The 20,886-nt window shown below is 61.0% G+C and carries 19 protein-coding genes and 1 tRNA gene; 9 read left to right on the top strand and 11 right to left on the bottom strand.

Translation table 11 applies throughout. The features are described from left to right. Positions 1 to 190 precede the first annotated feature (190 nt). The 3 genes from AC1MEK_RS04465 to bglX all read right to left on the bottom strand — a co-directional run bounded on the left by AC1MEK_RS04465 (position 191) and on the right by bglX (position 5,718). Entirely contained in the window at positions 191 to 1,531 is a 1,341-nt protein-coding gene (locus AC1MEK_RS04465; protein WP_480395051.1) for a sigma-54-dependent transcriptional regulator, read from the bottom strand. Then, positions 1,525 to 3,282 (bottom strand): sensor histidine kinase, encoded by a 1,758-nt coding sequence (locus tag AC1MEK_RS04460; protein WP_480395050.1) that lies wholly within the window; start codon positions 3,280 to 3,282, stop codon positions 1,525 to 1,527. The genes AC1MEK_RS04465 and AC1MEK_RS04460 overlap by 7 nt, the downstream gene beginning before the upstream one ends. Before the next feature lie 135 nt (positions 3,283 to 3,417). Further along, positions 3,418 to 5,718: a beta-glucosidase BglX gene (gene bglX / locus AC1MEK_RS04455; protein WP_480395049.1), complete on the bottom strand. Its 2,301-nt coding sequence runs from the start codon at positions 5,716 to 5,718 to the stop codon at positions 3,418 to 3,420. A gap of 356 nt (positions 5,719 to 6,074) precedes the next feature. Here bglX and AC1MEK_RS04450 point away from each other — a divergent pair, with 356 nt between their 5' ends. The 4 genes from AC1MEK_RS04450 to AC1MEK_RS04435 all read left to right on the top strand — a co-directional run bounded on the left by AC1MEK_RS04450 (position 6,075) and on the right by AC1MEK_RS04435 (position 9,316). After that, on the top strand, positions 6,075 to 6,635 hold the full coding sequence (locus tag AC1MEK_RS04450; protein WP_480395270.1) for a LemA family protein: 561 nt from the start codon (positions 6,075 to 6,077) through the stop codon (positions 6,633 to 6,635). Further along, the gene (locus AC1MEK_RS04445; protein WP_480395048.1) at positions 6,635 to 7,378 is read left to right on the top strand and encodes a TPM domain-containing protein; all 744 of its coding nucleotides are present in this window, start codon (positions 6,635 to 6,637) and stop codon (positions 7,376 to 7,378) included. The genes AC1MEK_RS04450 and AC1MEK_RS04445 overlap by 1 nt, the downstream gene beginning before the upstream one ends. Positions 7,379 to 7,404: 26 nt before the next feature. After that, on the top strand, positions 7,405 to 8,025 hold the full coding sequence (locus tag AC1MEK_RS04440; protein ID WP_480395047.1) for a TPM domain-containing protein: 621 nt from the start codon (positions 7,405 to 7,407) through the stop codon (positions 8,023 to 8,025). Positions 8,026 to 8,098: 73 nt separating this feature from the next. Beyond that, entirely contained in the window at positions 8,099 to 9,316 is a 1,218-nt protein-coding gene (locus AC1MEK_RS04435) for a class I SAM-dependent methyltransferase (RefSeq protein ID WP_480395046.1), read from the top strand. Here AC1MEK_RS04435 and AC1MEK_RS04430 read toward each other — a convergent pair. Next, entirely contained in the window at positions 9,313 to 10,212 is a 900-nt protein-coding gene (locus tag AC1MEK_RS04430; RefSeq protein ID WP_480395045.1) for a DMT family transporter, read from the bottom strand. The two genes, AC1MEK_RS04435 and AC1MEK_RS04430, sit on opposite strands and share 4 nt — an antisense overlap. 259 nt (positions 10,213 to 10,471) lie before the next feature. Between AC1MEK_RS04430 and AC1MEK_RS04425 the strand changes: the two genes are divergently transcribed. Continuing rightward, complete coding sequence (locus tag AC1MEK_RS04425) at positions 10,472 to 10,702, top strand: hypothetical protein (RefSeq protein WP_480395044.1); 231 nt, start codon at positions 10,472 to 10,474, stop codon at positions 10,700 to 10,702. 332 nt (positions 10,703 to 11,034) lie between these two features. Here AC1MEK_RS04425 and AC1MEK_RS04420 read toward each other — a convergent pair whose 3' ends face one another. Next, the gene (locus AC1MEK_RS04420) at positions 11,035 to 12,066 is read right to left on the bottom strand and encodes a DUF4917 family protein (protein WP_480395043.1); all 1,032 of its coding nucleotides are present in this window, start codon (positions 12,064 to 12,066) and stop codon (positions 11,035 to 11,037) included. A gap of 208 nt (positions 12,067 to 12,274) precedes the next feature. Between AC1MEK_RS04420 and AC1MEK_RS04415 the strand changes: the two genes are divergently transcribed. From AC1MEK_RS04415 to AC1MEK_RS04400, 4 genes are all read left to right on the top strand, one after another. Further along, positions 12,275 to 12,505 carry a hypothetical protein gene (locus AC1MEK_RS04415; protein ID WP_480395279.1) on the top strand — a complete coding sequence of 77 codons (231 nt, stop codon included), beginning with the start codon at positions 12,275 to 12,277 and terminating at the stop codon, positions 12,503 to 12,505. 99 nt (positions 12,506 to 12,604) lie between these two features. Continuing rightward, complete coding sequence (locus AC1MEK_RS04410) at positions 12,605 to 12,862, top strand: SPOR domain-containing protein (RefSeq protein ID WP_480395042.1); 258 nt, start codon at positions 12,605 to 12,607, stop codon at positions 12,860 to 12,862. A 197-nt stretch (positions 12,863 to 13,059) separates the two neighbouring features. Then, on the top strand, positions 13,060 to 15,354 hold the full coding sequence (locus tag AC1MEK_RS04405) for a TonB-dependent receptor (RefSeq protein ID WP_480395041.1): 2,295 nt from the start codon (positions 13,060 to 13,062) through the stop codon (positions 15,352 to 15,354). A gap of 164 nt (positions 15,355 to 15,518) precedes the next feature. Next, the gene (locus tag AC1MEK_RS04400) at positions 15,519 to 16,460 is read left to right on the top strand and encodes a LysR family transcriptional regulator (protein ID WP_480395040.1); all 942 of its coding nucleotides are present in this window, start codon (positions 15,519 to 15,521) and stop codon (positions 16,458 to 16,460) included. On the opposite strand, the gene AC1MEK_RS04395 is transcribed toward AC1MEK_RS04400, so the two are convergent. The 6 genes from AC1MEK_RS04395 to AC1MEK_RS04370 all read right to left on the bottom strand — a co-directional run bounded on the left by AC1MEK_RS04395 (position 16,373) and on the right by AC1MEK_RS04370 (position 20,845). Then, positions 16,373 to 17,581, bottom strand: coding sequence for a YbfB/YjiJ family MFS transporter (locus tag AC1MEK_RS04395; RefSeq protein WP_480395039.1), 1,209 nt, complete (start codon positions 17,579 to 17,581; stop codon positions 16,373 to 16,375). The genes AC1MEK_RS04400 and AC1MEK_RS04395 overlap by 88 nt on opposite strands. Positions 17,582 to 17,822: 241 nt before the next feature. After that, entirely contained in the window at positions 17,823 to 17,957 is a 135-nt protein-coding gene (locus AC1MEK_RS04390; RefSeq protein ID WP_480395038.1) for a hypothetical protein, read from the bottom strand. Continuing rightward, positions 17,932 to 18,474, bottom strand: coding sequence for a hypothetical protein (locus AC1MEK_RS04385; RefSeq protein ID WP_480395037.1), 543 nt, complete (start codon positions 18,472 to 18,474; stop codon positions 17,932 to 17,934). The genes AC1MEK_RS04390 and AC1MEK_RS04385 overlap by 26 nt, the downstream gene beginning before the upstream one ends. Positions 18,475 to 18,702: 228 nt before the next feature. After that, positions 18,703 to 18,776, bottom strand: a tRNA-Gly gene (locus tag AC1MEK_RS04380). Between the two features lie 182 nt (positions 18,777 to 18,958). Next, a complete protein-coding gene (locus tag AC1MEK_RS04375) occupies positions 18,959 to 19,843 on the bottom strand; it encodes an alpha/beta fold hydrolase (RefSeq protein WP_480395036.1) in 885 nt (294 codons plus the stop codon). A gap of 309 nt (positions 19,844 to 20,152) precedes the next feature. After that, a complete protein-coding gene (locus tag AC1MEK_RS04370) occupies positions 20,153 to 20,845 on the bottom strand; it encodes a pseudouridine synthase (RefSeq protein WP_480395035.1) in 693 nt (230 codons plus the stop codon). Between the last annotated feature and the right edge of the window lie 41 nt (positions 20,846 to 20,886).

Raw genomic sequence — 20,886 nt, 5'->3', positions numbered from 1 at the left:
TGATGAGCGGAAATCCGCTTATGGGGTGCAAATGCATGCGCGAAATTTCGCCGACTGGATCGCTCTGCGTTCATTCGACTCGCAAAACGCCCGCGATCCTTGTAGGAGTGAGCTTGCTCGCGAATGCGGTGGGTCAGTGACTTATAGGTTGGCTGACTCACCGCATTCGCGAGCAAGCTCACTCCCACAGTTATGCATTGTTCTCGGGGAGGAAGTTCTCCCGCACCAACCCATGGCGCTGCATCTTCTCGTTCAGCGTCCGGCGCGGCAGCTGCAATTCCTGCAGCACCGCCTTGATATCGCCCTTGTGCCGGCTCAGCGCCGAGCGGATGCAATGGGCTTCGAACGCCTCTTGCTGCGCCACCAGCGATTGCCCGGAAGGCAGTTCGACCGAGGCGGGGTTGTCCAGCCCGAGCAACTGGCGCTCGGCGGCGTTGGCCAGTTCGCGGACGTTGCCTGGCCAGTCGTGGCTGAGCAGATGGCTCAATTGCCCGCCGCCGAGCACCGGCGCTGCCCGGCCCAGGCGTTCTGCGGCCTGGCGCGAGAAGTGGCTGAACAGCAGCGGGATGTCCTCGCGCCTTTCGCGCAAGGGCGGCAGGCGCAGTTCGGCGATGTTCAGCCGGTAGGCCAGGTCTTCGCGAAAGCGCCCGGCGCGGGCCTCTTCGAGCAGGTCAGGTTTGGTCGCGGCGATGATGCGCAGGTCTACCTCGATGCTCTGGTTGGAACCCAGTCGCTCCAGGCGCCGGTCTTGAATCACCCGCAGCAGCTTGACCTGCTGGGCCAGCGGCATGCTTTCGATCTCGTCGAGGAACAGCGTGCCGCCGTGGGCGAATTCCAGTTTGCCGATGCGCTTGCCCTGGGCGCCGGTGAAGGCGCCGCTTTCATGGCCGAACAGTTCCGCCTCGAACAACTGCTCCGGAATCGCCGCGCAATTGACTGCCACGAAGGGTTTGCTGGCCCGTGGGCCGAAGTCGTGCAGGCAGCGGGCGACCATTTCCTTCCCGCTGCCGGTCTCGCCGCGGATCAGCACGTTGACCGGCAATTGCGCCAGGTCCAGCACCTGACGACGCAAGGTCTGCATGGTCGGTGACAACCCTAGCAATGTGCCGTCGAGCCGCGTGCGAATGTCCGCCTGTTCGTGCAGGCGCCGGTTCTCCAGCACCAGTTCACGTTTCTCCAGGGCACGACGCAGGCTGCTCAACAGTGTTTCCGGGGTGAAGGGTTTTTCCAGAAAGTCGTAGGCGCCATCGCGCATGGCCTCCACCGCCATCGGCACATCACCGTGGCCGGTGAGCAGGATCACCGGAAGGTCGGCGTCCCGCGTCTGCAACTGGCCAAGCAACTCAAGGCCGCTCATGCCCGGCATGCGCACGTCGCTCAGGATCACGCCGGGAAAGTGTTCCGGCAGCTGTGTCAGGCAGTCTTCGGCGCGGCTGTACAACTGCACTTCGAAGCCCGACAACGACAGCCATTGCTGCACCGCCTCACGAATGGCCGCTTCGTCATCGACCACGATCACCGAGTTCAACATGCAGGTTCGGCCTCCGCAGCCCGGGTCAGAGAAAAGGAAAAACGTGCGCCGTCGTTGAGGTTTTCGGCGCTCAGGCGACCGCCCGATTCATGAACGATGGCATAGGACACCGCAAGGCCGAGCCCAAGGCCATCGCCCACCGGTTTGGTGGTGAAGAACGGGTCGAAGATATTCGCCAGATGTTCCTGCGCGATGCCGCCGCCACTGTCGCCGACGGACAGGCGCCACTGGTCGCCTTCGGCCTCTATACGAATCTCCAGACGCTTGAGCGGTTTTTCGCGCATTGCGTCCAGCGCATTGCGCAACAGGTTGATCAATACCTGTTCAAGGCGGATGGCATCGCCACGGACCCAGGCCGGACGCGTCAGGTCCAGCACGCAGCAGACCCGCTCTTCGCGAATGCGCGCGTCCAGCAGCAACATGGCCTGATCGACCACGCAGGCCAGGTCCAGCCGCTCGCGCAGGCCGCTGGGGCTTTTGCGGGCGAAGGTCTTGAGGTGGCCGGTGAGGGCGGCCATGCGGGTCAGTTGCTGATCGATCGGCGCCAGCGCCTTGTAGGCGTCGTCGACCCGGCCGTGATCCAGCAGCAGGCGCAGCGTCGCCAACTGCATGCGCTGGGCGGTCAGCGGTTGGTTGATTTCATGGGCCAGTGCGGCGGACATCTGCCCCAGCGCCGCGAGTTTGGCCGACTGCACCAGGCCATCCTGAGCGGTTTGCAGCTCGCGGGTGCGCTCCTCGACCAACTGCTCCAGTTCTTCCCGGCTGCGCTGACGCAAGCGCGCCAGGCGCAAGCGCTGGTAGAGAAACAGGCCCAGAAACACCAGGGTCAGCCAGGTACCCGCCGCTGCCAGCCCGGCGTTGCGAATGTCTTCGGACGCCGGCTGCGGTTTGCGCAGCAGGTGCAGCGTCCAGCCTTCCGGTTGCAGGGGCAGGGATTGCCACAGGTAGTCGGCCGGGGCATCCGGCGCCTCGACCCGGCTCAGCAGGCTGTTGTCGTTGAACCTGCGCAGCGGTTGTTGGACGAGTGGCGTCAGCGGCTGTTTATCGTACTGGCGGGTGCTGGCCAGCTCGGCGCGATCCTGCTCGGACAGCGCGTGCAAGGCCCGGTAGCGCCAGCCGGGCTGATTGGCGATGAAGACGATGCCTCTGGCGTCGCTGACCAGCAGCAGATCGTCGCCCTGGGCCCAGGTGTGCTCAAGGTCCGGGAACTCCAGCTTGACCACCATCGCACCGATGAACTGCCCGGCGTCGTCGTGCACGGCATTGGCCAGAAAATAGCCGGGGATGCCGCTGGTCACGCCCACCGCGTAGAAGCGTCCGACACCGGTGGCCTTGGTCTGGGTGAAGTAGGGGCGAAAGCCATAGTTGTGGCCCACATAACTGCTGGGCAGCTTCCAGTTGCTGGCGCCGATGGCCAGGCCGTTGCGGTCGAGCAGTTCCAGGGTCGACGACTTTGCGGCGCCGTTGATCTGCTCGAGTTTGAGATTGAGGACCTGAGTCGTTTCCGGGCTGACCGGCCCCTTCAACGCGTCGCGCAGTTGCGGGTCCAGCGCCAGCACGGCGGGCAGGGCGCGGTAGCGCTCGATCAGGGTTTGCAGGGTGTTGGCGTACAGCGAGAGTTGCGATTCGGCGCGGGCGGCGTCGTCTTCCAGCGCGTGGCGTTGGGCCTGGTGCATCGCCAGGGTGGCGACGATGGCGGCACCGGCGAGGATCAGCAGCACATAAAGAAGAAGGCGAGCGTAGCGGGGCATGGGGTCTGCCTGTAGTAGCCGGTTTTGATGGATACACGCCTTGTAGCAGCACGGCTTGCCGGCGGGAGCGATCTTGAGGACGCGCCCGCCGGCAAGCCGTGCTGCTACGGGCCAGACACCCGTCCGCCGTGATGATTACTGCAAGGTGAAAGTGGTTTCTTTCACATCCGCCGAATCCAGGCCGATCATCAGCTTGAAGTCGCCCGCCTCGGCCGCGTATTTGAGCGACGGGTTGTAGAACTTCAGGTCTTCCTCGGTCAGGGTGAAGGTCACGGCTTTTTCTTCGCCCGGCTTCAACATGACTTTCTGGAAGTTCTTCAGCTCTTTGACCGGACGGCTCAGGGACGCCGCCACATCGCGCAGGTACAGCTGAACAGTGGTTTCACCCGCAACCTTGCCGATGTTCTTCACCTGCACGGTGGCGGTCAGCTTGTCCTTGCGGGTCATCTTGTTCACCGACAGCACGATGTCCGACACGCTGAATTGGGTATAGCTCAGGCCATAACCGAACGGGAACAGCGGGCTGGTCGGCTCCTCGAAGTAGTTCGAGGTGTAGTTGGAGTCGTTGACGCGATACGGACGACCGGTGTTCAGGTGGTTGTAGTACGCAGGCACCTGGCCCACCGAGCGCGGGAAGGTCATCGGCAGCTTGCCCGACGGGTTGTAGTCGCCGAACAGCACGTCAGCCAGCGCGTTGCCGCCCTCGGTACCGAGGAACCAGCTCTCGACCAGCGCATCGGCCTGTTTGTTTTCCTCGCCCAGCGCCAGTGGCCGGCCGTTCATCAGCACGATGACCAGCGGCTTGCCGGTGGCCTTGAGCGCCTTGAGCAGGTCGCGCTGGCGACCCGGCAACACCAGGTCGACCCGGCTGGCCGCTTCGTGGGACATGTTGCGCGACTCACCCACCACAGCAACTACCACGTCAGCGCCCTGGGCGACCTTGACCGCTTCGTCGATCATTTCCTGTTCAGGGCGGCCGTCGATCGGGATCTGGTCGTCCATCTTGTCCAGGTAGGTGATGGCTTCCTGGTTGTCGGTGACGTTGGTGCCGGTGGCGTAGACCAGCTTGGCCTTGTCGCCGACCGCATTGGCCAGGCCGTCATAGGCGCTGACAGTCTGACGCGCAAGGCCCGCTGCCGACCAGCTGCCGAGCATGTCCAGCGAGCTCTTGGCCAGCGGGCCGATCACGGCGATGGTGCCTTGTTTCTTCAGTGGCAGGGTGTCGTTGGCGTTTTTCAGCAGGACGATACTCTTGCGCGCGACATCACGGGCTTCGGCGCGGTGAAGGCGGTTTTCCGCGTTGCGGTCGGCCGGGTCATCCACGGCCGCGCCGATGCGCAGGTAAGGGTTGGCGAACAGGCCCATCTCCCACTTGGCGCCCAGCACTTCACGCACGGCGTTGTCGACTTCCTTCATCGACACTTCGCCGCTCTTGACCAGCGCCGGCAGTTCTTCGCCGTAGGCCTTGTCGTTCATGCTCAGATCCACGCCGGCCTTGATCGCCAGCTTGGCGGCTTCGCGGAAGTCTTTCGCCACGCCGTGGTCGATCAGTTCCTTGATCGCGCCGTGGTCGCTGACGGTCACGCCCTTGAAGCCCCAGTCCTTGCGCAGCACATCCTGCAGCAGCCAGCTGTTGGCCGTGGACGGCACGCCGTTGATCGAGTTCAGGGCGACCATCACGCCACCGGCGCCCGCGTCGATGGCAGCGCGGTACGGCGGCAGGTAATCCTGCTGCATGCGCACCGGGCTCATGTCGACGGTGTTGTAGTCGCGACCGCCTTCCACCGCGCCGTACAGCGCGAAGTGTTTCACGGCGGCCATGATGCTGTTCGGCGCCTGGGTGCTGGTGCCCTGGAAGGCGCGGGTCATGGTCGCGGAGATGCGCGACACCAGGTAGGTGTCCTCGCCGAAGCCTTCGGAGCTGCGGCCCCAGCGGGCATCGCGGGTGATGTCGACCATCGGCGCGAAGGTCATGTCCAGACCGTCTGCCGCCGCTTCGATCGCCGAGACGCGACCGGTGCGGGTGATGGCGTCCATGTCGAAGGTAGAGGCCAGGCCCAGACTGATCGGGAAAATGGTGCGCTGGCCGTGGACCACGTCGTAGGCGAAGAACATCGGGATCTTGTTGCGGCTGTGCAGGACCGCAGCGTCCTGCATGGCGCGGTTGTCCGGCAGGACCACGGAGTTGAACGTGCCGCCGATACGCCCGGCCGCGATTTCCTTGACGATTTCCGACTTGGGCATCTCCGGACCAATACTGATGAGGCGCAACTGACCGATCTTTTCATCGAGGGTCATTTTCTGCATCAGGTTGGAGATGAATGCATTCTTGGCTTGTAGCGTGGAGAGGTTGCTGGCGGGGGTGGCGGCTGTCTGCGCCCAGGCGGACTGACTGGCCAAACCGACGACAAGACTCAATAGACACAGCTTATTCATGAATGATTTTCTCAAGACGTGAACCGGCAACTCGCGCGTAATACCGGGCGGCCTTCATTTTTGGTGTGAAACCTTTGGTTTTTATTGTCGTCAGGGCTGTCAGCCGCTGAACTCCCGATGCATCAGAGCATCTTTAGCGCAGCGAGTTTTATCCGATTGCGCCCTGGCAATCCAGAGCCCTGATGACGCGATGGGCCAAGATTATGCCGGGGATCGCCCGATTTGGCTAAAGTCATGTCTGGCGGGGCGCTGATCGAAACACCGATTCAAGGACTGGAAGGAGGGCACAGACCATGCAAATAGAGCGTTTGGGGCACATTCGGGGCAGTCGTTACAATTTGTCACTAACACTGCTGATGCTGCTGAGCACGCTGCTGGCCGGTTGCGGCATCAACAACATTCCGACCTACGACGAACAGGTCAAATCCGCCTGGGCCCAGGTGCAGAACCAGTACCAGCGCCGCGCCGACCTGATCCCCAATCTGGTGGAAACGGTCAAAGGCTATGCGAAGCAGGAACAGGAAACCCTGACCGCAGTGATCGAAGCCCGCGCCCGGGCCACCTCGATCCAGGTCGATGCCAATACCCTGAACGATCCGGCCAAGCTCAAGCAATTCCAGGACGTGCAAGGGCAACTCAGTGGGGCCTTGAGCCGGTTGATGGTGGTGTCCGAGCGTTATCCGGATCTGAAATCCAACCAGAATTTCCTCTCGCTGCAATCCCAGCTCGAAGGCACGGAAAACCGCATTGCCGTGGCCCGGCGTGACTTCATCGCGGCGGTCGAGCGCTATAACACCGAGATCCGCACCTTCCCCGGGCGGCTCTGGCACACGGTGATGTACAGCGACTTGCCGATCCGGCCGAACTTCGAAGCCACTGCCGCGGATGCCGACAAGGCGCCCCAGGTGAAATTCTGATGCTTTGGCGCTCGCGGCTGGTTTTCCTGGCGCTGTGTTTGGGGCTTTTTGCAGGCGTTGCCTCAGCGGTGCTGAAGTTTCCGGCGTTGAGCGGCCAGGTGGTCGACGAAGCCGGCATGCTCGACAACCAGAGCCGCGAGCACATCGCGCAGATGCTTCGCGCTCATGAGGAGCTGACCACCGAGCAGGTCGTGGTGGTGACGGTGCCGAATCTTCAGGGCAGCACCATCGAGGACTTCGGCTATCAGCTGGGGCGCTTCTGGGGCATCGGCCAGCAAGGCAAGGACAACGGCGCGCTGCTGATCGTGGCCAAGGAAGAGCGCAAGGTGCGTATCGAAGTGGGTTACGGCCTTGAGGACCGGCTCACCGATGCGCAGTCTTCGGTGATCATCAACCAGATCATCACGCCCGCGTTCAAACAGGGCGATTTCGTCGCCGGCATCACTCAGGGCGCCGAGGCGATGGTGCAGGTGCTCGGCGGCGATCCGCTTGCCGAGCCTGTGGTCGGCGCCTCGGGTGGCGATGACGTCACCGATTGGAAAATGAGCCTGTTTTACTTGGTGCTGTTCGTTGCCTTCATCTATATCAACATGCGCTGGGGGCGAGCCTTCGGCGGCCTGGGCGGTGGCTACATCGGTTCGGGCGGCAGCGGCGGGTTCGGTTCCCGAGGCTCGGGTGGTTCGGGCGGCATGCGCGGCGGGGGCGGCAGTTTCGGCGGCGGCGGTGCGTCAGGTGGCTGGTAGTCGTTCATTTCAAAGGGTTGTGATGCATGGCATTGCTGACTGAAGACGAACAACGGCAGGTAGCCCAGGCGGTCGAGGCGGTGGAGCGGCTGACCGACGCGGAACTGGTGACGGTGCTGGCCGCCAGCGCCGACGATTACGCCTATGTGCCACTGATCTGGGCCGGGCTGTTGGCGTTGCTGCTGCCGGGGCTGATCAACTTCTATCCCGGCTGGCTCAACGCCAATGAATTGCTGCTGACCCAGATCGCCACGTTCATCGTAGTGGCGCTGATATGCAGGCATCCGGACGTCACCTCGCGCCTGGTGCCCGCCTCGGTGCGCCACTGGCGCGCGGGAAGCCTGGCGCGCCGGCAGTTTCTCGAACAGAACCTGCACGCGACGGCCAATGGCACCGGCGTGCTGATCTTCGTCAGCGAGGCGGAGCGCTATGTCGAAATCATCGTCGACGACGGCATCGCCCGGCACGTGGATGATCTGGTCTGGCGCTCGATGGTCGACGTGTTCACCGGGCTTGTGCGCGAAGGCAAGATTCTCGAAGGGTTTCTGGGCTGCATTCGTTCCTGTGGCGAAGTGCTGGCCGATCAGGTGCCCGTGACCCAGCCGCGCAATGAGTTGCCAAATCGGTTGGTGGTGTTGGCGCCGTAATTAAATCCACACATCCGCCGAACCGGCCTTAAAATACCGCCCTCGCAATTTTCGCTTCCCGAGGCTGTACCCGATGTCCGCCACTGCACCCAACACCCCTTCGGCACAGGATCACCGCGCCGAGTTCCTGAGCCTGCTCGACACCTGCCTGACCCAGAACTCGCTGATCAAGCTGGTGCTGGCCAAGCATGTGGGCAGCGAAGCCGAGTTGCAGCGGATCATCATCAAGCCGACCACGATCAAGGATCAGCCCTGCCTGTCCTTCGTCTATCGCTACAAGACCCGCGACATCACCAAGAACCACCCGCTCGCTGAAGCCCTGGCGCTGATTGCCAGCCTGCTGCCGGAATCGTTCAAGAACGCTCACCTGTTGTCGCTCACCGATGAGGTGCAGCTGGAGTTCAGCAAGAAGGGCAAGAGCACGCTGTTTCGCAACAAGTCCGCGCAGCCGCGGGTTGCGCCCTCGGCCGAGCACGATCGCGAGAAAAAACGCTATCTGGAGCTGAGCCGGCCGTTTCTCACCGATCTGGGCGTGACCAACAAGCAGCATGAGCTGATCCCGGCCATGTCGCGCAAATGGAAGCAGATCAACAAGTTCATCGAGGTGTTTTCCCACGCCTTGAGCACCTCGCCGATCGCGCTCGACAAGCCGGTGACCGTGGCGGACTTCGGTTCGGGCAAGGGTTATCTGACGTTTGCCATTCACGATTACCTGCGCAACACCCTGCAGGCCGAAGGCAACGTAACGGGCGTGGAACTGCGCGAAGACATGGTCACCCTGTGCAACAACGCGGCCGCGCGGCTGGAGCACCCAGGGCTGGTGTTCAAATGCGGCGACGTGCGTTCGGTGGCGCCCAGCGAGCTGGACGTGATGATCGCGTTGCACGCCTGTGACATCGCCACCGACTACGCCATTCATACCGGCATCCGCTCGGGAGCTGCGATCATCATGTGCTCGCCGTGCTGCCACAAACAGATTCGCCTGCAGATCCAGAGCCCGACGCTGCTCAAGCCGATGCTGCAGTACGGCCTGCACATGGGCCAGCAGGCGGAAATGGTCACCGACGCGCTGCGAGCCCTGCTACTGGAAGCCTGCGGCTACGAGACCAAAGTGTTCGAGTTCATTTCGCTGGAACACACCAACAAGAACAAGATGATTCTGGCGGTCAAGCGCGCCACGCCGGTCGACCCGGCCGAGCTGCTGGCGAAGATTCAGGAACTGAAAACCTTCTACAACATCCACGAGCAATGCCTGGAGACGCTGCTCCAGGCCGACGGATTGCTCGGTTAAACCCGGGTCGCCACCACAGGTTTGGGCGCAATGACCGCGGTCTTGCGCCCGATCGCCAGCGTGACCACCACACCGGCTGCGAAAATCCAGGTGATAGGCTCGATGTGCTCGCCGAAGAACAGCGCCGAGAACGCCATGGTGAAGAACAGCTGCACCAGTTGGATCTGACTGACCCGCGCGATGCCGCCCATGGCCAGCCCTGCGTACCAGGCGAAGAAACCGATGAACTGCGAGAACAGCGACACGTAACCGAATGCCCACCAGGCACCCGCCGAAATCGGGCCTTCATGCTGCGCCGCCAGGTAACCCACCGGGAAAACCAGCACCGGAATCGAAATCACCAGTGCCCAGCAGATCACCTGCCAGCCGCCCATCTGTTTGGCCAGCCTGCCGCCTTCGGCATAGCCCAACCCGCCAATCGCCACCGCGCCGACCATCAAAAGGTCCCCGGCCTGAAGATTGCCCGCGCCGCTGATCAGCGCATAGCCGAGCACCAGCACGCTGCCCATCGCCGCACAGCCCCAGAAGGCCTTGGACGGGCGCTCGTGGGACAGCCAGGCGGCATAAATCGCCACCAGCAGCGGTTGCAGTCCGTTGACCAGCGCGCCATGTGAAGCGGGCAGGGTTTTCATCGCCCAGGCCGAGAGCACGGGAAATCCGACGATCACCCCTAGCGCGACCACCATCAGCCCTTTGAACTGCGCTCGGGTCGGCCACTTCTCACGCCGCCAGAGCAGCAGCGCTGCGGCCGGAATCGCCGCAAACAGGGCTCGACCCAGGCCGTTGAGCAATGGATGGATTTCCTGGACGACGATGCGGGTCATGGGCAGGGTCAGGCTGAAGATCACCACCCCGAGCAGGCCGAGGGCCATGCCGGTGTTTTCGCGAGAAGACATGTTCAATCGTGCCTTGTTGTTATGGATGCAGGGATAAAAAGCAGGCATCCATTCAGCCACAAATCCGGCACGAGCCCCCTTAACAGATAGCGACAGAATCGACCGTACACTTGTGGTTACAAGGGAAAAATGCCGTTCATGAGGATTTTTCGAAAGGCGCTTTGGACGGACTAAATGTTGGTTCAAAACTTGAATGCCATCTTGCTGCAACAGTTTGAAGGTCAAATGGTTGCCGTCGAAATTAGCCAGGAGAACGATCGTGTCGGTCATCGGAAAGTGGGCGTTGCAAGGTGTCGTGATGTTTCTGTTCGCATGGATGGCGACTGTAGCGGCTCAGTGGTCAGCGAGCGTCGGTCATTCGACGAGCAGCGACCGCCTTGCCGCCCTGACCAGTGCCCGGATCCACAGCGGATCACTGGCCGGCAGCGTCAATAAAAATGCTGCCGGTAACGTGGTTGCCGTTGGTGCCTTGTCGGAAGGTAACGAGTGAGCGATTGACGCTGGGAAGACAGGAAACGGTGGTGGTTTGATGCGTTGAGAACCGGGCCTTTGCAGGCCCGGTTTTTGTTTGGGCGGGGAGAGTCGAGGGATTTTGTCAGGGTGCGCCGCGTAGGGCCGTGGGACTTTTCTGAATTGCTTTCCTAGTCTTGAAACGTCGATGTTGGCTACTCATACTGCGCACGTTGTCAGCGAAAGCTGAAAGGAGTCTGAGCCCTGCATCATGCGGTTGACTCAGCGGCGCAGCCGGGGCGATGCAAGTTCTGCTGCGTGTCGATAGAAGCCGCCTTCGGGCGGCTTTGCTTTAACCGGAGAAAGGGATGATCAACCTTTCTTCAGTTCCGCGATTTCCTTCAACCGCTCCACCGGCACCTGCAGCCGAGCATCCCCAAGCGGATGCGTCCCAGCATCGAAAAACTTCAACTCCATGTTCTGCCCCTCGAACAGTGCGCTGTAGTGGCGTTTCTGGTGCTGAATGAACGCATCGCTGCGCGGGAAGACCGAGATCGCCAGGGCTGTCGGGCGGGCTTGCAGCACGGCGTCCAGAATGTGCCGGTCCTGTTTGCCCAGCGCGTGGCCGAAGATGCACAGTGCGCCCTGATGCCCGGCCAGTTGGGCGTGGCAGTACGACAGGTAGTCCGAGCCGCGGATGATTTTCATCTTGTCGGCGCTGCGGCCTTCGCAGACGAACAGGGGCACGTCTTCCAGCGCATTGACCGCGAAGCTGCCCAGCAGGGTGCTTTCCGATGACAACAGCTTGCGCGTGGTGCCGTCGAAGTTCTTCACCAGATGCATGCCGCCGTGCAGATAAAGGATGCGCGTGGCATGGCTGGCGGTGCGGTGCAGGTTGAACACGGCGTCGTCATCGAACAGGTCGTCGAACGGCTGCGCGCCGTGCATCACGGCCCAGTAGGCGAGCAGGTCGTAGTTGGTCGAGTAGACGGTCTGGTACTGGCTCAGCGCCTGGCTGATCTGCGCAATGCTCGACGCCTGCATCAGCCGCCAGGGAATGTGCGCCGAGCGGATGCCGTGAATCAGCGCTTCCTTGATCGCGAAGTAGCGGTTGCGCGGCGACGACGAACTGATGGTCAGCGCAGCGTTCACCCGCATCGCCACTTTCAGGCCGCTGAGCACAGGCTCGAAGTTTTCGGTTTCCATCGATTTGAACAGCGCAAGCTCGGTCGGGCTCAGCGGTTTGTTGCGCGTGGTCTGCGCCAGTTCGAACAGCGAGTCGTAGGCGAAATTCTTCCAGACCGCCCGGCTTGCGCCGTTGCCTAACAGCAAACCGCTGCACGGGTGGGTGTGTTGCAGCTCGGTCCAGTCGGCCAGTTCGGTGTCGAAATCGGTGAATTCCATCGTGTCGCTTCGCAATCAGTTGATGAGGCTGACCGGCGGCCAGAACGGAGTGGACTTATAGGAAAGCGCGGCCGGTGTGTCAACGCCGGATCCCTCTCTCACAGAACGGCCACACCGCCTGGCAGATTTTTCGAACGGCTGCAGTGAGCACGCTTCTAATCCATGAACCCACTGCCATGAACCTATAGCCCGCTTCGCTTGAGAGGTGATGATGAAAACCGATCCAGTGAATACCCCCGCAGCGCAAAGCCCCGGCCCGAATCCGAATCCCATGGAAACGACGAAAGGCAATGAGGCCGAACGCCAGGCCCGTGAATTCGAACGGGTTGAGCATACTCGCGACCAGGACCGCGAAACACCGCCGCCACAAACCTGGAAACACCCGGACGATGGGAAAAGCCTGTCGGAAAAAGACGAGGAAATACCGCTCAAACCCTGACGACCACCTGTCCTGCGGCGGTCGGAACACGTGCCGCCGGGTGTAAGGTCTTTCGGGAAAAAACACTCACAACACTCTCGACACGAGAGGGAGGTTGCCATGCACAGTGCGATGCTCAGCAAAACGCATTTCAATGGTTACGACGTGATCAACGTCAACAACGGCCCGTGGCGGGTCTGCACCCATCACGACCGCCTCGGCACGTTCGACACTCGCGAAGAGGCCATGGCCTTTGCCGCTTCATTGCCTGCCCATCAGGAACGTACGGCGATGCGGGCGCAGGCGCAGGTGGCGCAGATGAAAGCGCCGGATGAAAAGAAAGCGGCGCCGAAGGCCAAGGCAAAAGCGAAGAAATAATCTTGAGACCAAGGATCAAGCCCCGATGCAATCGGGGCTTTCCTTTGTTCAAGCCCGGGGCACTGAAATGTAATGAATTGTGTTATCCCCCCAGTCCCGCGCATCGCCATTACAAATCCCTGAAAAGCCGGCAAATCGTGATTGATAGAATTTCGCTGTTGTGAATGCGATCTATTCTCCTCCACGAAGGCCGACTGATGTCCTCCCCAACCCGACTCAACCTTTCGCGCAGCGTCAGCTTGTCGCTTGCCTCACCTCGTTCTCAAACACTGGCGCCGCTGATGGGGCTGGCGACGTTCATGGCGTTGCCGATGTCGAGCTGGGCGGCGGATCCGGCCCAGGCTGGCCAAGCCGTTGCTGGCGATCTGACCCTGCCGGCGACCAACGTCGACAGCCAGAGCGATTCGCCCTACAACAGCGAAAAACTCAGTTCGTCCAAGTCCACCGAGCCGCTGCTGGACACCCCGCAGAGCGTGACGGTGATCAATTCGCAGGTGCTCAAGGAGCAGAACGCCCAGAGTCTGAAGGACGCGCTGCGCAACGTGCCGGGTATCACCTTCAACTCCGGTGAAGGCGGCGGCGGGGTAGGGGATAGCCTGACCATTCGCGGTTTCAACGCCGACGGCAACATCTATCGCGACGGCGTGCGCGATCCGGCCAAGTATTCGCGCAACGATTTCTTCAACACCGAGTCGGTGGAAGTGCTCAAGGGTTCCAGCTCTGCTGGCTGGGGCGTAGGCGCGACCGGTGGTGCGGTCAACCTGGTGACCAAGGCGCCGGTGCTCGACGACTTCAACCATGTCAGCGCTGGCGTCGGCACCGCGGACTATCGCCGCGGCACCCTGGACGTGAACCACACGCTGGACGGCCTGGGCGAGGGCGCGGCGTTTCGCCTGAACATCATGGGTAACAATTCCGGCGTCGACGGCCGGGACTGGGTCAACGACGAGCGCTACGGTTTCGCACCGTCCCTGGCGCTGGGTCTGGGTACCGATACCCGCTTCACGGTTGCCTACGAATACATCCACGACAACAGCAACCCCGACTACGGCATCCCCACCGTCAACGGCACCAACGGCAGCAGCCCGAGCCGTGCTGGCGGCGCGAGCTGGAACAGCTACTGGGGCTGGCGCAACCTGAACTACGAAGACAACGAATCCCATCGCCTGAACATGAAGTTCGCCCACGACTTCAACGACGCGCTGAGCTTCGACACCCAGTTCACCTATTTCCACCTGAACCACGATTACTTCATCACCACGCCAGGCGGCGACACCACGGCCGGAGCGCCGGGCATTCAGGCGGGCAATGGCATTTACCGCCGCAACGTCAACACACCGCAGCGGGCCCAGACCAACGAGACCTTCAGCAACCAGACCAACCTGACCTGGAAGGTCGACACCTTCGGTATCGGCCACACGCTGGTGGGTGGTTTTGACCTGAGCAAACAGACGCTGGACTCGAAAACCGGCGCCCTGACTGCCGCCGACCGCGCGCGCATGGGCAGCCTGCCGGTGTCCAGCAACGACTGGTCGAAGTACCCGTTCAGCGCCAACACCTACTACTCCGCCAAACAGTCGGTGGAGCAGACCGACAAGGCGTTCTACCTGCTCGATACGCTGAAGTTCAACGACAACTGGCAGCTGCACCTGGCTGCGCGTCAGGACCACTTTGACACCCGCGTCACCGATAACGAGAGCCGCGCCAGCCAGACCGCTGCCTGGACCGATCTGGGCAACTCCGATCAGTCGGAAAAACTCACCAGCGTGCACACTGCGCTGGTCTACAAACCGGTGCACAACGGCAGCTTCTATATCAGCTACGCCAACGCCAAGCAGCCGTCAGGCGTGCTGGCCGTGGCGCAGACTGGCAACATCGCCTCGACCAAGGGTGATCGCGGCAAGACCTATGAGCTGGGCACCAAGTGGGAACTGTACGACGGTGCGCTGGAGCTGACCGGCGACGTGTTCGAGACGAAGCGCCAACTGACCTTCATCGATGACGACGAAGGCACCGCATTCACCGGCGGCGAGGAGCGCGTGCGCGGCCTGGAGCTGTCCGGCACCGGCAACATCACCCGCAACTGGTCGGTGTACGGCGGCTATATCCACGAAAACAGCAAGCTGACCAAGGCCTACAACGGCTCCGAGGAAGGCCTGGAACTGGCCAACACGCCCCAGAATGCGCTGAACCTGTGGACCACCTACAAGCTGCCGATGGATGTGTCAGTCAGTTATGGCGTGCGCTATGTCGACGAGGTGAAGATCTATCGCGGCCAGGGCGCCGTGCTGACCCGCTCGGGCCAGACCACCGTGCCTGATTATGTGGTTCACGACGCGATGGTCAGCTGGCAGGCCACCCGCGATCTCGACGTGCGCATGAACGTCAACAACCTGTTCGACAAACACTACTGGTCCACCTACAACGGCCGTGGCTACGGCCTGCCGGGTGCCGGTCGTGGACTCATGCTGAGCGCCGACTACTCGTTCTGATCGCCTATTCGCGATCACGCTGTGCCCGGACGCGGGCGTCAGGCAGATATTCCCCAATCTGCCCGGCGCTCGCGTCATCTTGTTTTTGCAGGGATGCCGGATTAATCTCGAATAAGCATGGCCTATGCGCCATGTTATCAATCATCGAGATAGCAGGTGAGTCTTTGGACGTTACCGATCTGAAAGTGGTCGACGCCGTGGCCCGGCACGGCAGCATGAACAAGGCCGCCATTGAGCTCAATACCGTGCAGTCCAACGTCTCTGCCAGAATCCGATCCCTCGAAGATGAGCTCGGCGTCTCCCTGTTTCAGCGCAGCGCCAAGGGTGTTCAAGTGACACCGGCCGGTAGGCGCATCCTTCCTTACGCCGGTCGGCTCGCCAAATTGCTCAGTGATGCTTCAGCCGCTGCCCGTGATGACGGCCAGCCGTCAGGCGTGCTTGAAATCGGCACGCTGGAAACCACGCTGGCGTTGCGCCTTCCCTTGTTGATCGCCCGGTTTGCCAAGGCCTGGCCCGAGGTGCGGCCGTTGATTCGCACTGGCACCACCAACAGCCTGATTCAGGACGTGGTCGACTGTAAGCTCGAAGGCGCCTTCGTGGCCGGGCCGGTCAGCCATCCTGAGTTGCAGGCTGAGGCGGTTTTCCAGGAAGAATTGGTGCTGGTGACGTCCCGCGCCATTCGCTCGCTGGAGATGATCCCCTCGGCCACTCACCTGAAAACCGTGGTGTTCCGCATCGGTTGCTCGTATCGACAGCGCCTGGATTCACTGCTCGCGAGCATGGGCATTGTGGCGCCCGAGCCGCTGGAATTCGGTTCCATCGACGCCATCATCGCTTGTGTATCAGCGGGCGTTGGCATCACCTTGCTGCCCCGCGGCGTGGTCGCCAGTGCCTGGCAGCAGGGGCTGATTGCGGTACATGAACTGCCGCCTGCGCTGTCACAAGTAGAGACAGTATTTGTGCGGCGGCTGGACAGTCATTTCTCCAGTGCATTGGCGGCGTTTCTGCATGACGTGCATCAGGACAATGACGCGCGCGTGGCGGCCAGATCGATGATCAGTGCCAGCGCAATGGCTGCGGTGCCGATCACGAACAGCAGCGCATAAGTCCCGCCCGTGGCCGAGAACAGGTACGAAAACCCGTAAGCCGCCACGGCCTGGAACAGCGCAAAACCCACTGTCGCGGTACGCCAGGCCGGGCCTTGCTGGGCGGGATGGTGCGCCAGCAATTCCTGCACCCGGCCCAGCACCAGCGGCACGGTGCCGGTGACGAACGCCCCGACCACGATGCTCGATGCCATCAGCCAGGCGCTGCCGGTGGTCAGTGCCGGAATGCACACGCAAATCCCTTCCAGCACAAAGGACAAGCGCAAGGCGCGCCCGAACCCCACGCGGTCCGCCAGCACGCCGGCCAGCAACGGTCCCAGGGTCGCGCCGATGCCAAACAGCACCCAATACTGCGCCCCGACCTCAAGCCCCTTGCCCAACCCGTGGGCGACGAAGGCTACCAGGAAAATCATGTGCGGCACCCAGCCAGCAGCATTCAGGGCGTACTCGGCATACAACGCCTTGAGCGTATGGTTTTTCGATTGACGCGGATGTTGCGCGCTGCTCACAGCGGCGGACGTCTGCGTCGGCCAACCCGTCCAGGCAATCGCCGTGAACACCAGCGAAATCACGCCCAACCCCAACCAGGTATGCTGCAAGCCTTGCTGCAACAACAGCGGCACCAGCGTTCCCGACGCCGCGACACCCACCCCCACGCCCATGAAAATGATCCCGCCGGCCAAGCCACGCTTGGACGGCGCAACGTGGGCAAGCACCGCAGGCGCGGCCAGTACCATCAACGCACCCCCGGAAATGCCGGACAGCAGCCTCCAGACGAAAAACCACAGATAGGAAATCGGAAACCCACAGGCAAAAAACGCAACGCTCGCCAGCAGCATCATCGCCCTCAAGGCAAAGGCGTCAGAAGATTTTTGCGCCATCACCCGACCCGTCAGCGCCCCCAGCAAATACCCCGCAAGATTCGCCGCGCCCAAGTAGGCCGCCTTGGAAGAATCGAACCAGCCCGCATCGATGATCGCAGGCAACAACGGCGTATAGGCAAAGCGCGCCAAGCCGATGCCGACCAGACTTGCGGAGAATCCGGATGCGATGCCCCATTTGCTGTTGGGGGATTGCGTATGGGAGGTCCCGTTGTGGGGGGATGCTTGAGCTTTGTTCATTGTCGTTGCCTGCTGAACTTGGATGGGATCAGGCTACGCGCGGGCGTGGTATCTCAAGAAGCGAAAAGATTTGATTGGGGATATCTGGAAAGAAGATTGGTGCGCGCTACCGAAGCAGCAATTGTTTTAGGCCGCGAGTGAACAGGCATGCGATGACAAAGAAAAACGCCTCGACAATATCGAGGCGTTTGACATGAAAGGGGGAGCAAAAAGGAATGCAGAGAAGATTGGAAAGCCAACCTTACATCGATTTAGGCGGGGCAACTTGCTTCAGCGTGCCGTTCTTGATGGCGCGCTCGATTCTCGCGAATGCAGCTTCCACGCGTTCAGCCTTGAGCTTTCGAAGATCTTTAATGGTCATTTTTTCGGTAACCATGCCAGTCTCCCTTGAAGAGGTGTACGGGTCGAAACCCAATGGACGCGGCCAGCCTAGCACCGATGCGGTGGTACCACAAATTCAGACGGTCGATGCGAGAGTCCGAGTCAGCGCCCGCGATGAAGTAGAACTCGTCCGCGCGCGGTTGGAATGCCATGAAGGTCTGTACAGCCATCAAGAGCATTTCCGGGACAGTACGCCTTATCAAATCCTTGATAACTCCATCGGCCTCAAGCGGCGCAAATCGTTGTTTCGAAAAATAGGCAGATGTGGCTGCGTATTTGATGCTAAAGGCGTTTGGCCCTAACGCATGGTGTGCGTCTGCGTGAATGATTCTGGCGTAGCTCTCTGCGGCAGGGTCTTTGCTCATATCGCCAAAAATCATGATAAAGCGCTGACCGTGGCAAAGCACAGGAACGTACCATTCATTGATTTCTTCAGGCGATTGAAACACTCCCCCTACTTGGTCGCTGTGGTCGGCCAAACCGTCATACATCTTGGCAATAAGCTGATCCATGGCTGCTCCAGAAAATCCGGGCGCGCATGCTAACAGGATCAAACATGCGTGCAATCAGGACGCTGATGACTATGCCTGTAGGACGTTTCGCGGTTCTAAGTAAGGCGAATCTGGATACAGTCTTGCTGCATCGCGGGAATAGATTGAGGGGAATTCTTACAGGGTATGAAGTGCGGAGATGTACGAAGAAAAGGACATTTGAAAGCAGGAGGGCGACCGGAGAGAAACTGGAGCGGGTAGAGGGAATCGAACCCTCAACTAAAGCTTGGGAAGCTTTCGTTTTGCCACTAAACTATACCCGCTTTTTTCGTGTGTCTTTGCACGCTTTCAGCGGCTGACTTTGTACCAGAAGCACGCCTCGAATTGAAGCGCTAAATGCTTTTCATGCCAAATCCGTCATTGCTGCAGCAAGGTTCGGGATTCATCCGCCGGTTTTTGCGTAGTGGTGGCTGGCGGATGAATCCGTTCCTTGAGACCTGCATGGTCAGATTGCAAATGCATGGTTCGCGTGTACCTGTCGGTAGCGGTTTCGGCTGGGCTCGGGCGCCGGGGTGAGGAAGCTCAACAGGGCGTTTTGCGAGTCCAGGCAGGCGCTTTTATGCTCCATGTCCAAAAAGTGGCCTGCGTTCTTGATGGTGGTGAAGTGGCAGTCACGCACGTGGTTCTTGAATAGCCTGGCGTCGTCGGCCGAGGTGTATTCGTCCCATTCCCCGTTCATGAACAGCACCGGCACGTTGATGCGTTTGGCGGCTTTGAGCTGCTTTTGCGTCGAGGCTTCCATCACATGGTTGATGTGGTGGTGCATCTGTGCGTATTCGTGCAGATCCAGGGAGCTGACGTGCTTGTAGTTGAACCGCTTGAACAGCGACGGCAGGTGTTTGCCGATGGTGCTGTTGATCAGCGTGCCGACCTCAAAGCGGTCGAATGCCCCCAGGTGCTGTTGGCCGCGTTGCAGGTAGTCGCGCATCGGTTCATTGATGACCGGCGAGAACGAGCTGATGACGGCCTTCTCGATGCGTTTGGGCCGGTGCGCCAGGGCCACCAGGGTTGGTGCGCCACCCCAGGAGAACGACATGATGTGTTCTGCGTTGAAGTGGTCGATCAGCTCCAGCAGGATCTGCCCTTCGGTCTCTTTGGTCAGCGGTTTGTCGATGATGTTGTGGGGTTTGGACTTGCCCGCGTACGGCTGGTCGTACAGCACCACGTTGAAGTGGGGGTACAGGTTGCGGACGGTCTGGGCGAAAGATGCAGTAGTGGCCAGTGAGCCGTTGACCATGATGATGGTCTTTTCTGCGGCATCTGCGCGATAGAACTCCGTGTAAACCCGAAACTGGCCCTGTATATCAAGCACAGCGATTTCTGGCCTCATATCCATGTCTCCTGACGAAAAAACAGGTGTGCGCGCAAACACGTTGCACGAGTTTCGTGACAGGTAGGCAAACGCCTTGAAGGGAGCCCATGTCGGTCGGATGCCGCTTGCCGACAGGTATTGTTATTGGCGGGCGATTTGCCGAACGCGCCGCTTCGAGGCGGTCGTGACGACAAAAGGTTTCTTAGAATGCTTTCGTGACTCGTCGGTCACATTTGCGCCGACGGTTGGATTCAAGCAGGCGATCCGGGAACCCGCAAGTGCCGTTCGTGAATTGTCCTACACAGTCTGCCGAGCGGTCGAAAGACGTCAGACCTGCTGAATCTCTTCAGCCCTCAATGCCCGGTAATGGCCGGGCTTGAGCGCCGGATCGAGCACCAGCGGGCCCATGCTTTCGCGGTGCAGGCGCGTCACCTTGTTATCGAAGAAACCGAACATGCGTTTGACCTGATGGTAGCGGCCTTCAACGATGCTCAGGCGCGCGCGGTGGCTGTCCAGTATGGTCAGCTGGGCGGGCAGGGTGGTGAGGTCTTCAAAAGCAAAGTAAAAACCTTCGGAAAACTTTTCGACGTAGTGCGCACCGATTGCTTGCTCGGTCTCGACGTAATAGACCTTGGGCAGCTTGGTGGTCGGTTGGGTCAGGCGACGGGACCAAAGGCCGTCGTTGGTGATCAGCATCAGGCCCGAAGTGTTGAAGTCCAGGCGCCCGGCAATGTGCAGCTCGTGTTTGTCCGGCTCATCGAGCAGGTCGAGAACGGTGGGGTGTTGCGGGTCAACCGTGGCGCTGACGCAGCCGGGCGGCTTGTGCAGCATGAAGTAACGCGCCGGTTTGCCGGCCTGCAGGACTTCATCGTCGAGCATGACCTGGCTGAACTCGCGCACGTCATGCAGCGGGTTCTTGATCGTCACACCATCGACCCGGACCCGGGCGGCCAGCAGCGCCAGGCGCACGTCCTTGCGGCTGAAGCGGGGCAGGTTGCTGAGGAAGCGGTCGAGGCGCATGGCGAGTGGGTGTGCAGTCGGGAAGCGGCATGTTACGCGAC

This window comes from Pseudomonas sp. 2 (assembly GCF_056627435.1).
The sequence above is the reverse complement of the archived record's forward strand: the minus strand, read 5'-3'. Positions and strand labels throughout refer to the sequence as shown.

What these genes read in the sequence shown, in the direction of transcription:
- AC1MEK_RS04390 (WP_480395038.1), bottom strand. Translation starts at nt 17,957, where the DNA reads ATGGTTACCGAAAAAATGACCATTAAAGATCTTCGAAAGCTCAAGGCT.
- AC1MEK_RS04430 (WP_480395045.1), bottom strand. Translation starts at nt 10,212, where the DNA reads ATGTCTTCTCGCGAAAACACCGGCATGGCCCTCGGCCTGCTCGGGGTG.
- AC1MEK_RS04440 (WP_480395047.1), top strand. Translation starts at nt 7,405, where the DNA reads ATGGCATTGCTGACTGAAGACGAACAACGGCAGGTAGCCCAGGCGGTC.
- AC1MEK_RS04420 (WP_480395043.1), bottom strand. Translation starts at nt 12,066, where the DNA reads ATGGAATTCACCGATTTCGACACCGAACTGGCCGACTGGACCGAGCTG.
- AC1MEK_RS04415 (WP_480395279.1), top strand. Translation starts at nt 12,275, where the DNA reads ATGATGAAAACCGATCCAGTGAATACCCCCGCAGCGCAAAGCCCCGGC.
- AC1MEK_RS04395 (WP_480395039.1), bottom strand. Translation starts at nt 17,581, where the DNA reads ATGAACAAAGCTCAAGCATCCCCCCACAACGGGACCTCCCATACGCAA.
- AC1MEK_RS04460 (WP_480395050.1), bottom strand. Translation starts at nt 3,282, where the DNA reads ATGCCCCGCTACGCTCGCCTTCTTCTTTATGTGCTGCTGATCCTCGCC.
- AC1MEK_RS04445 (WP_480395048.1), top strand. Translation starts at nt 6,635, where the DNA reads ATGCTTTGGCGCTCGCGGCTGGTTTTCCTGGCGCTGTGTTTGGGGCTT.
- AC1MEK_RS04405 (WP_480395041.1), top strand. Translation starts at nt 13,060, where the DNA reads ATGTCCTCCCCAACCCGACTCAACCTTTCGCGCAGCGTCAGCTTGTCG.
- AC1MEK_RS04410 (WP_480395042.1), top strand. Translation starts at nt 12,605, where the DNA reads ATGCACAGTGCGATGCTCAGCAAAACGCATTTCAATGGTTACGACGTG.
- AC1MEK_RS04370 (WP_480395035.1), bottom strand. Translation starts at nt 20,845, where the DNA reads ATGCGCCTCGACCGCTTCCTCAGCAACCTGCCCCGCTTCAGCCGCAAG.
- bglX (WP_480395049.1), bottom strand. Translation starts at nt 5,718, where the DNA reads ATGAATAAGCTGTGTCTATTGAGTCTTGTCGTCGGTTTGGCCAGTCAG.
- AC1MEK_RS04375 (WP_480395036.1), bottom strand. Translation starts at nt 19,843, where the DNA reads ATGAGGCCAGAAATCGCTGTGCTTGATATACAGGGCCAGTTTCGGGTT.
- AC1MEK_RS04465 (WP_480395051.1), bottom strand. Translation starts at nt 1,531, where the DNA reads ATGTTGAACTCGGTGATCGTGGTCGATGACGAAGCGGCCATTCGTGAG.
- AC1MEK_RS04450 (WP_480395270.1), top strand. Translation starts at nt 6,075, where the DNA reads ATGCTGCTGAGCACGCTGCTGGCCGGTTGCGGCATCAACAACATTCCG.
- AC1MEK_RS04435 (WP_480395046.1), top strand. Translation starts at nt 8,099, where the DNA reads ATGTCCGCCACTGCACCCAACACCCCTTCGGCACAGGATCACCGCGCC.
- AC1MEK_RS04385 (WP_480395037.1), bottom strand. Translation starts at nt 18,474, where the DNA reads ATGGATCAGCTTATTGCCAAGATGTATGACGGTTTGGCCGACCACAGC.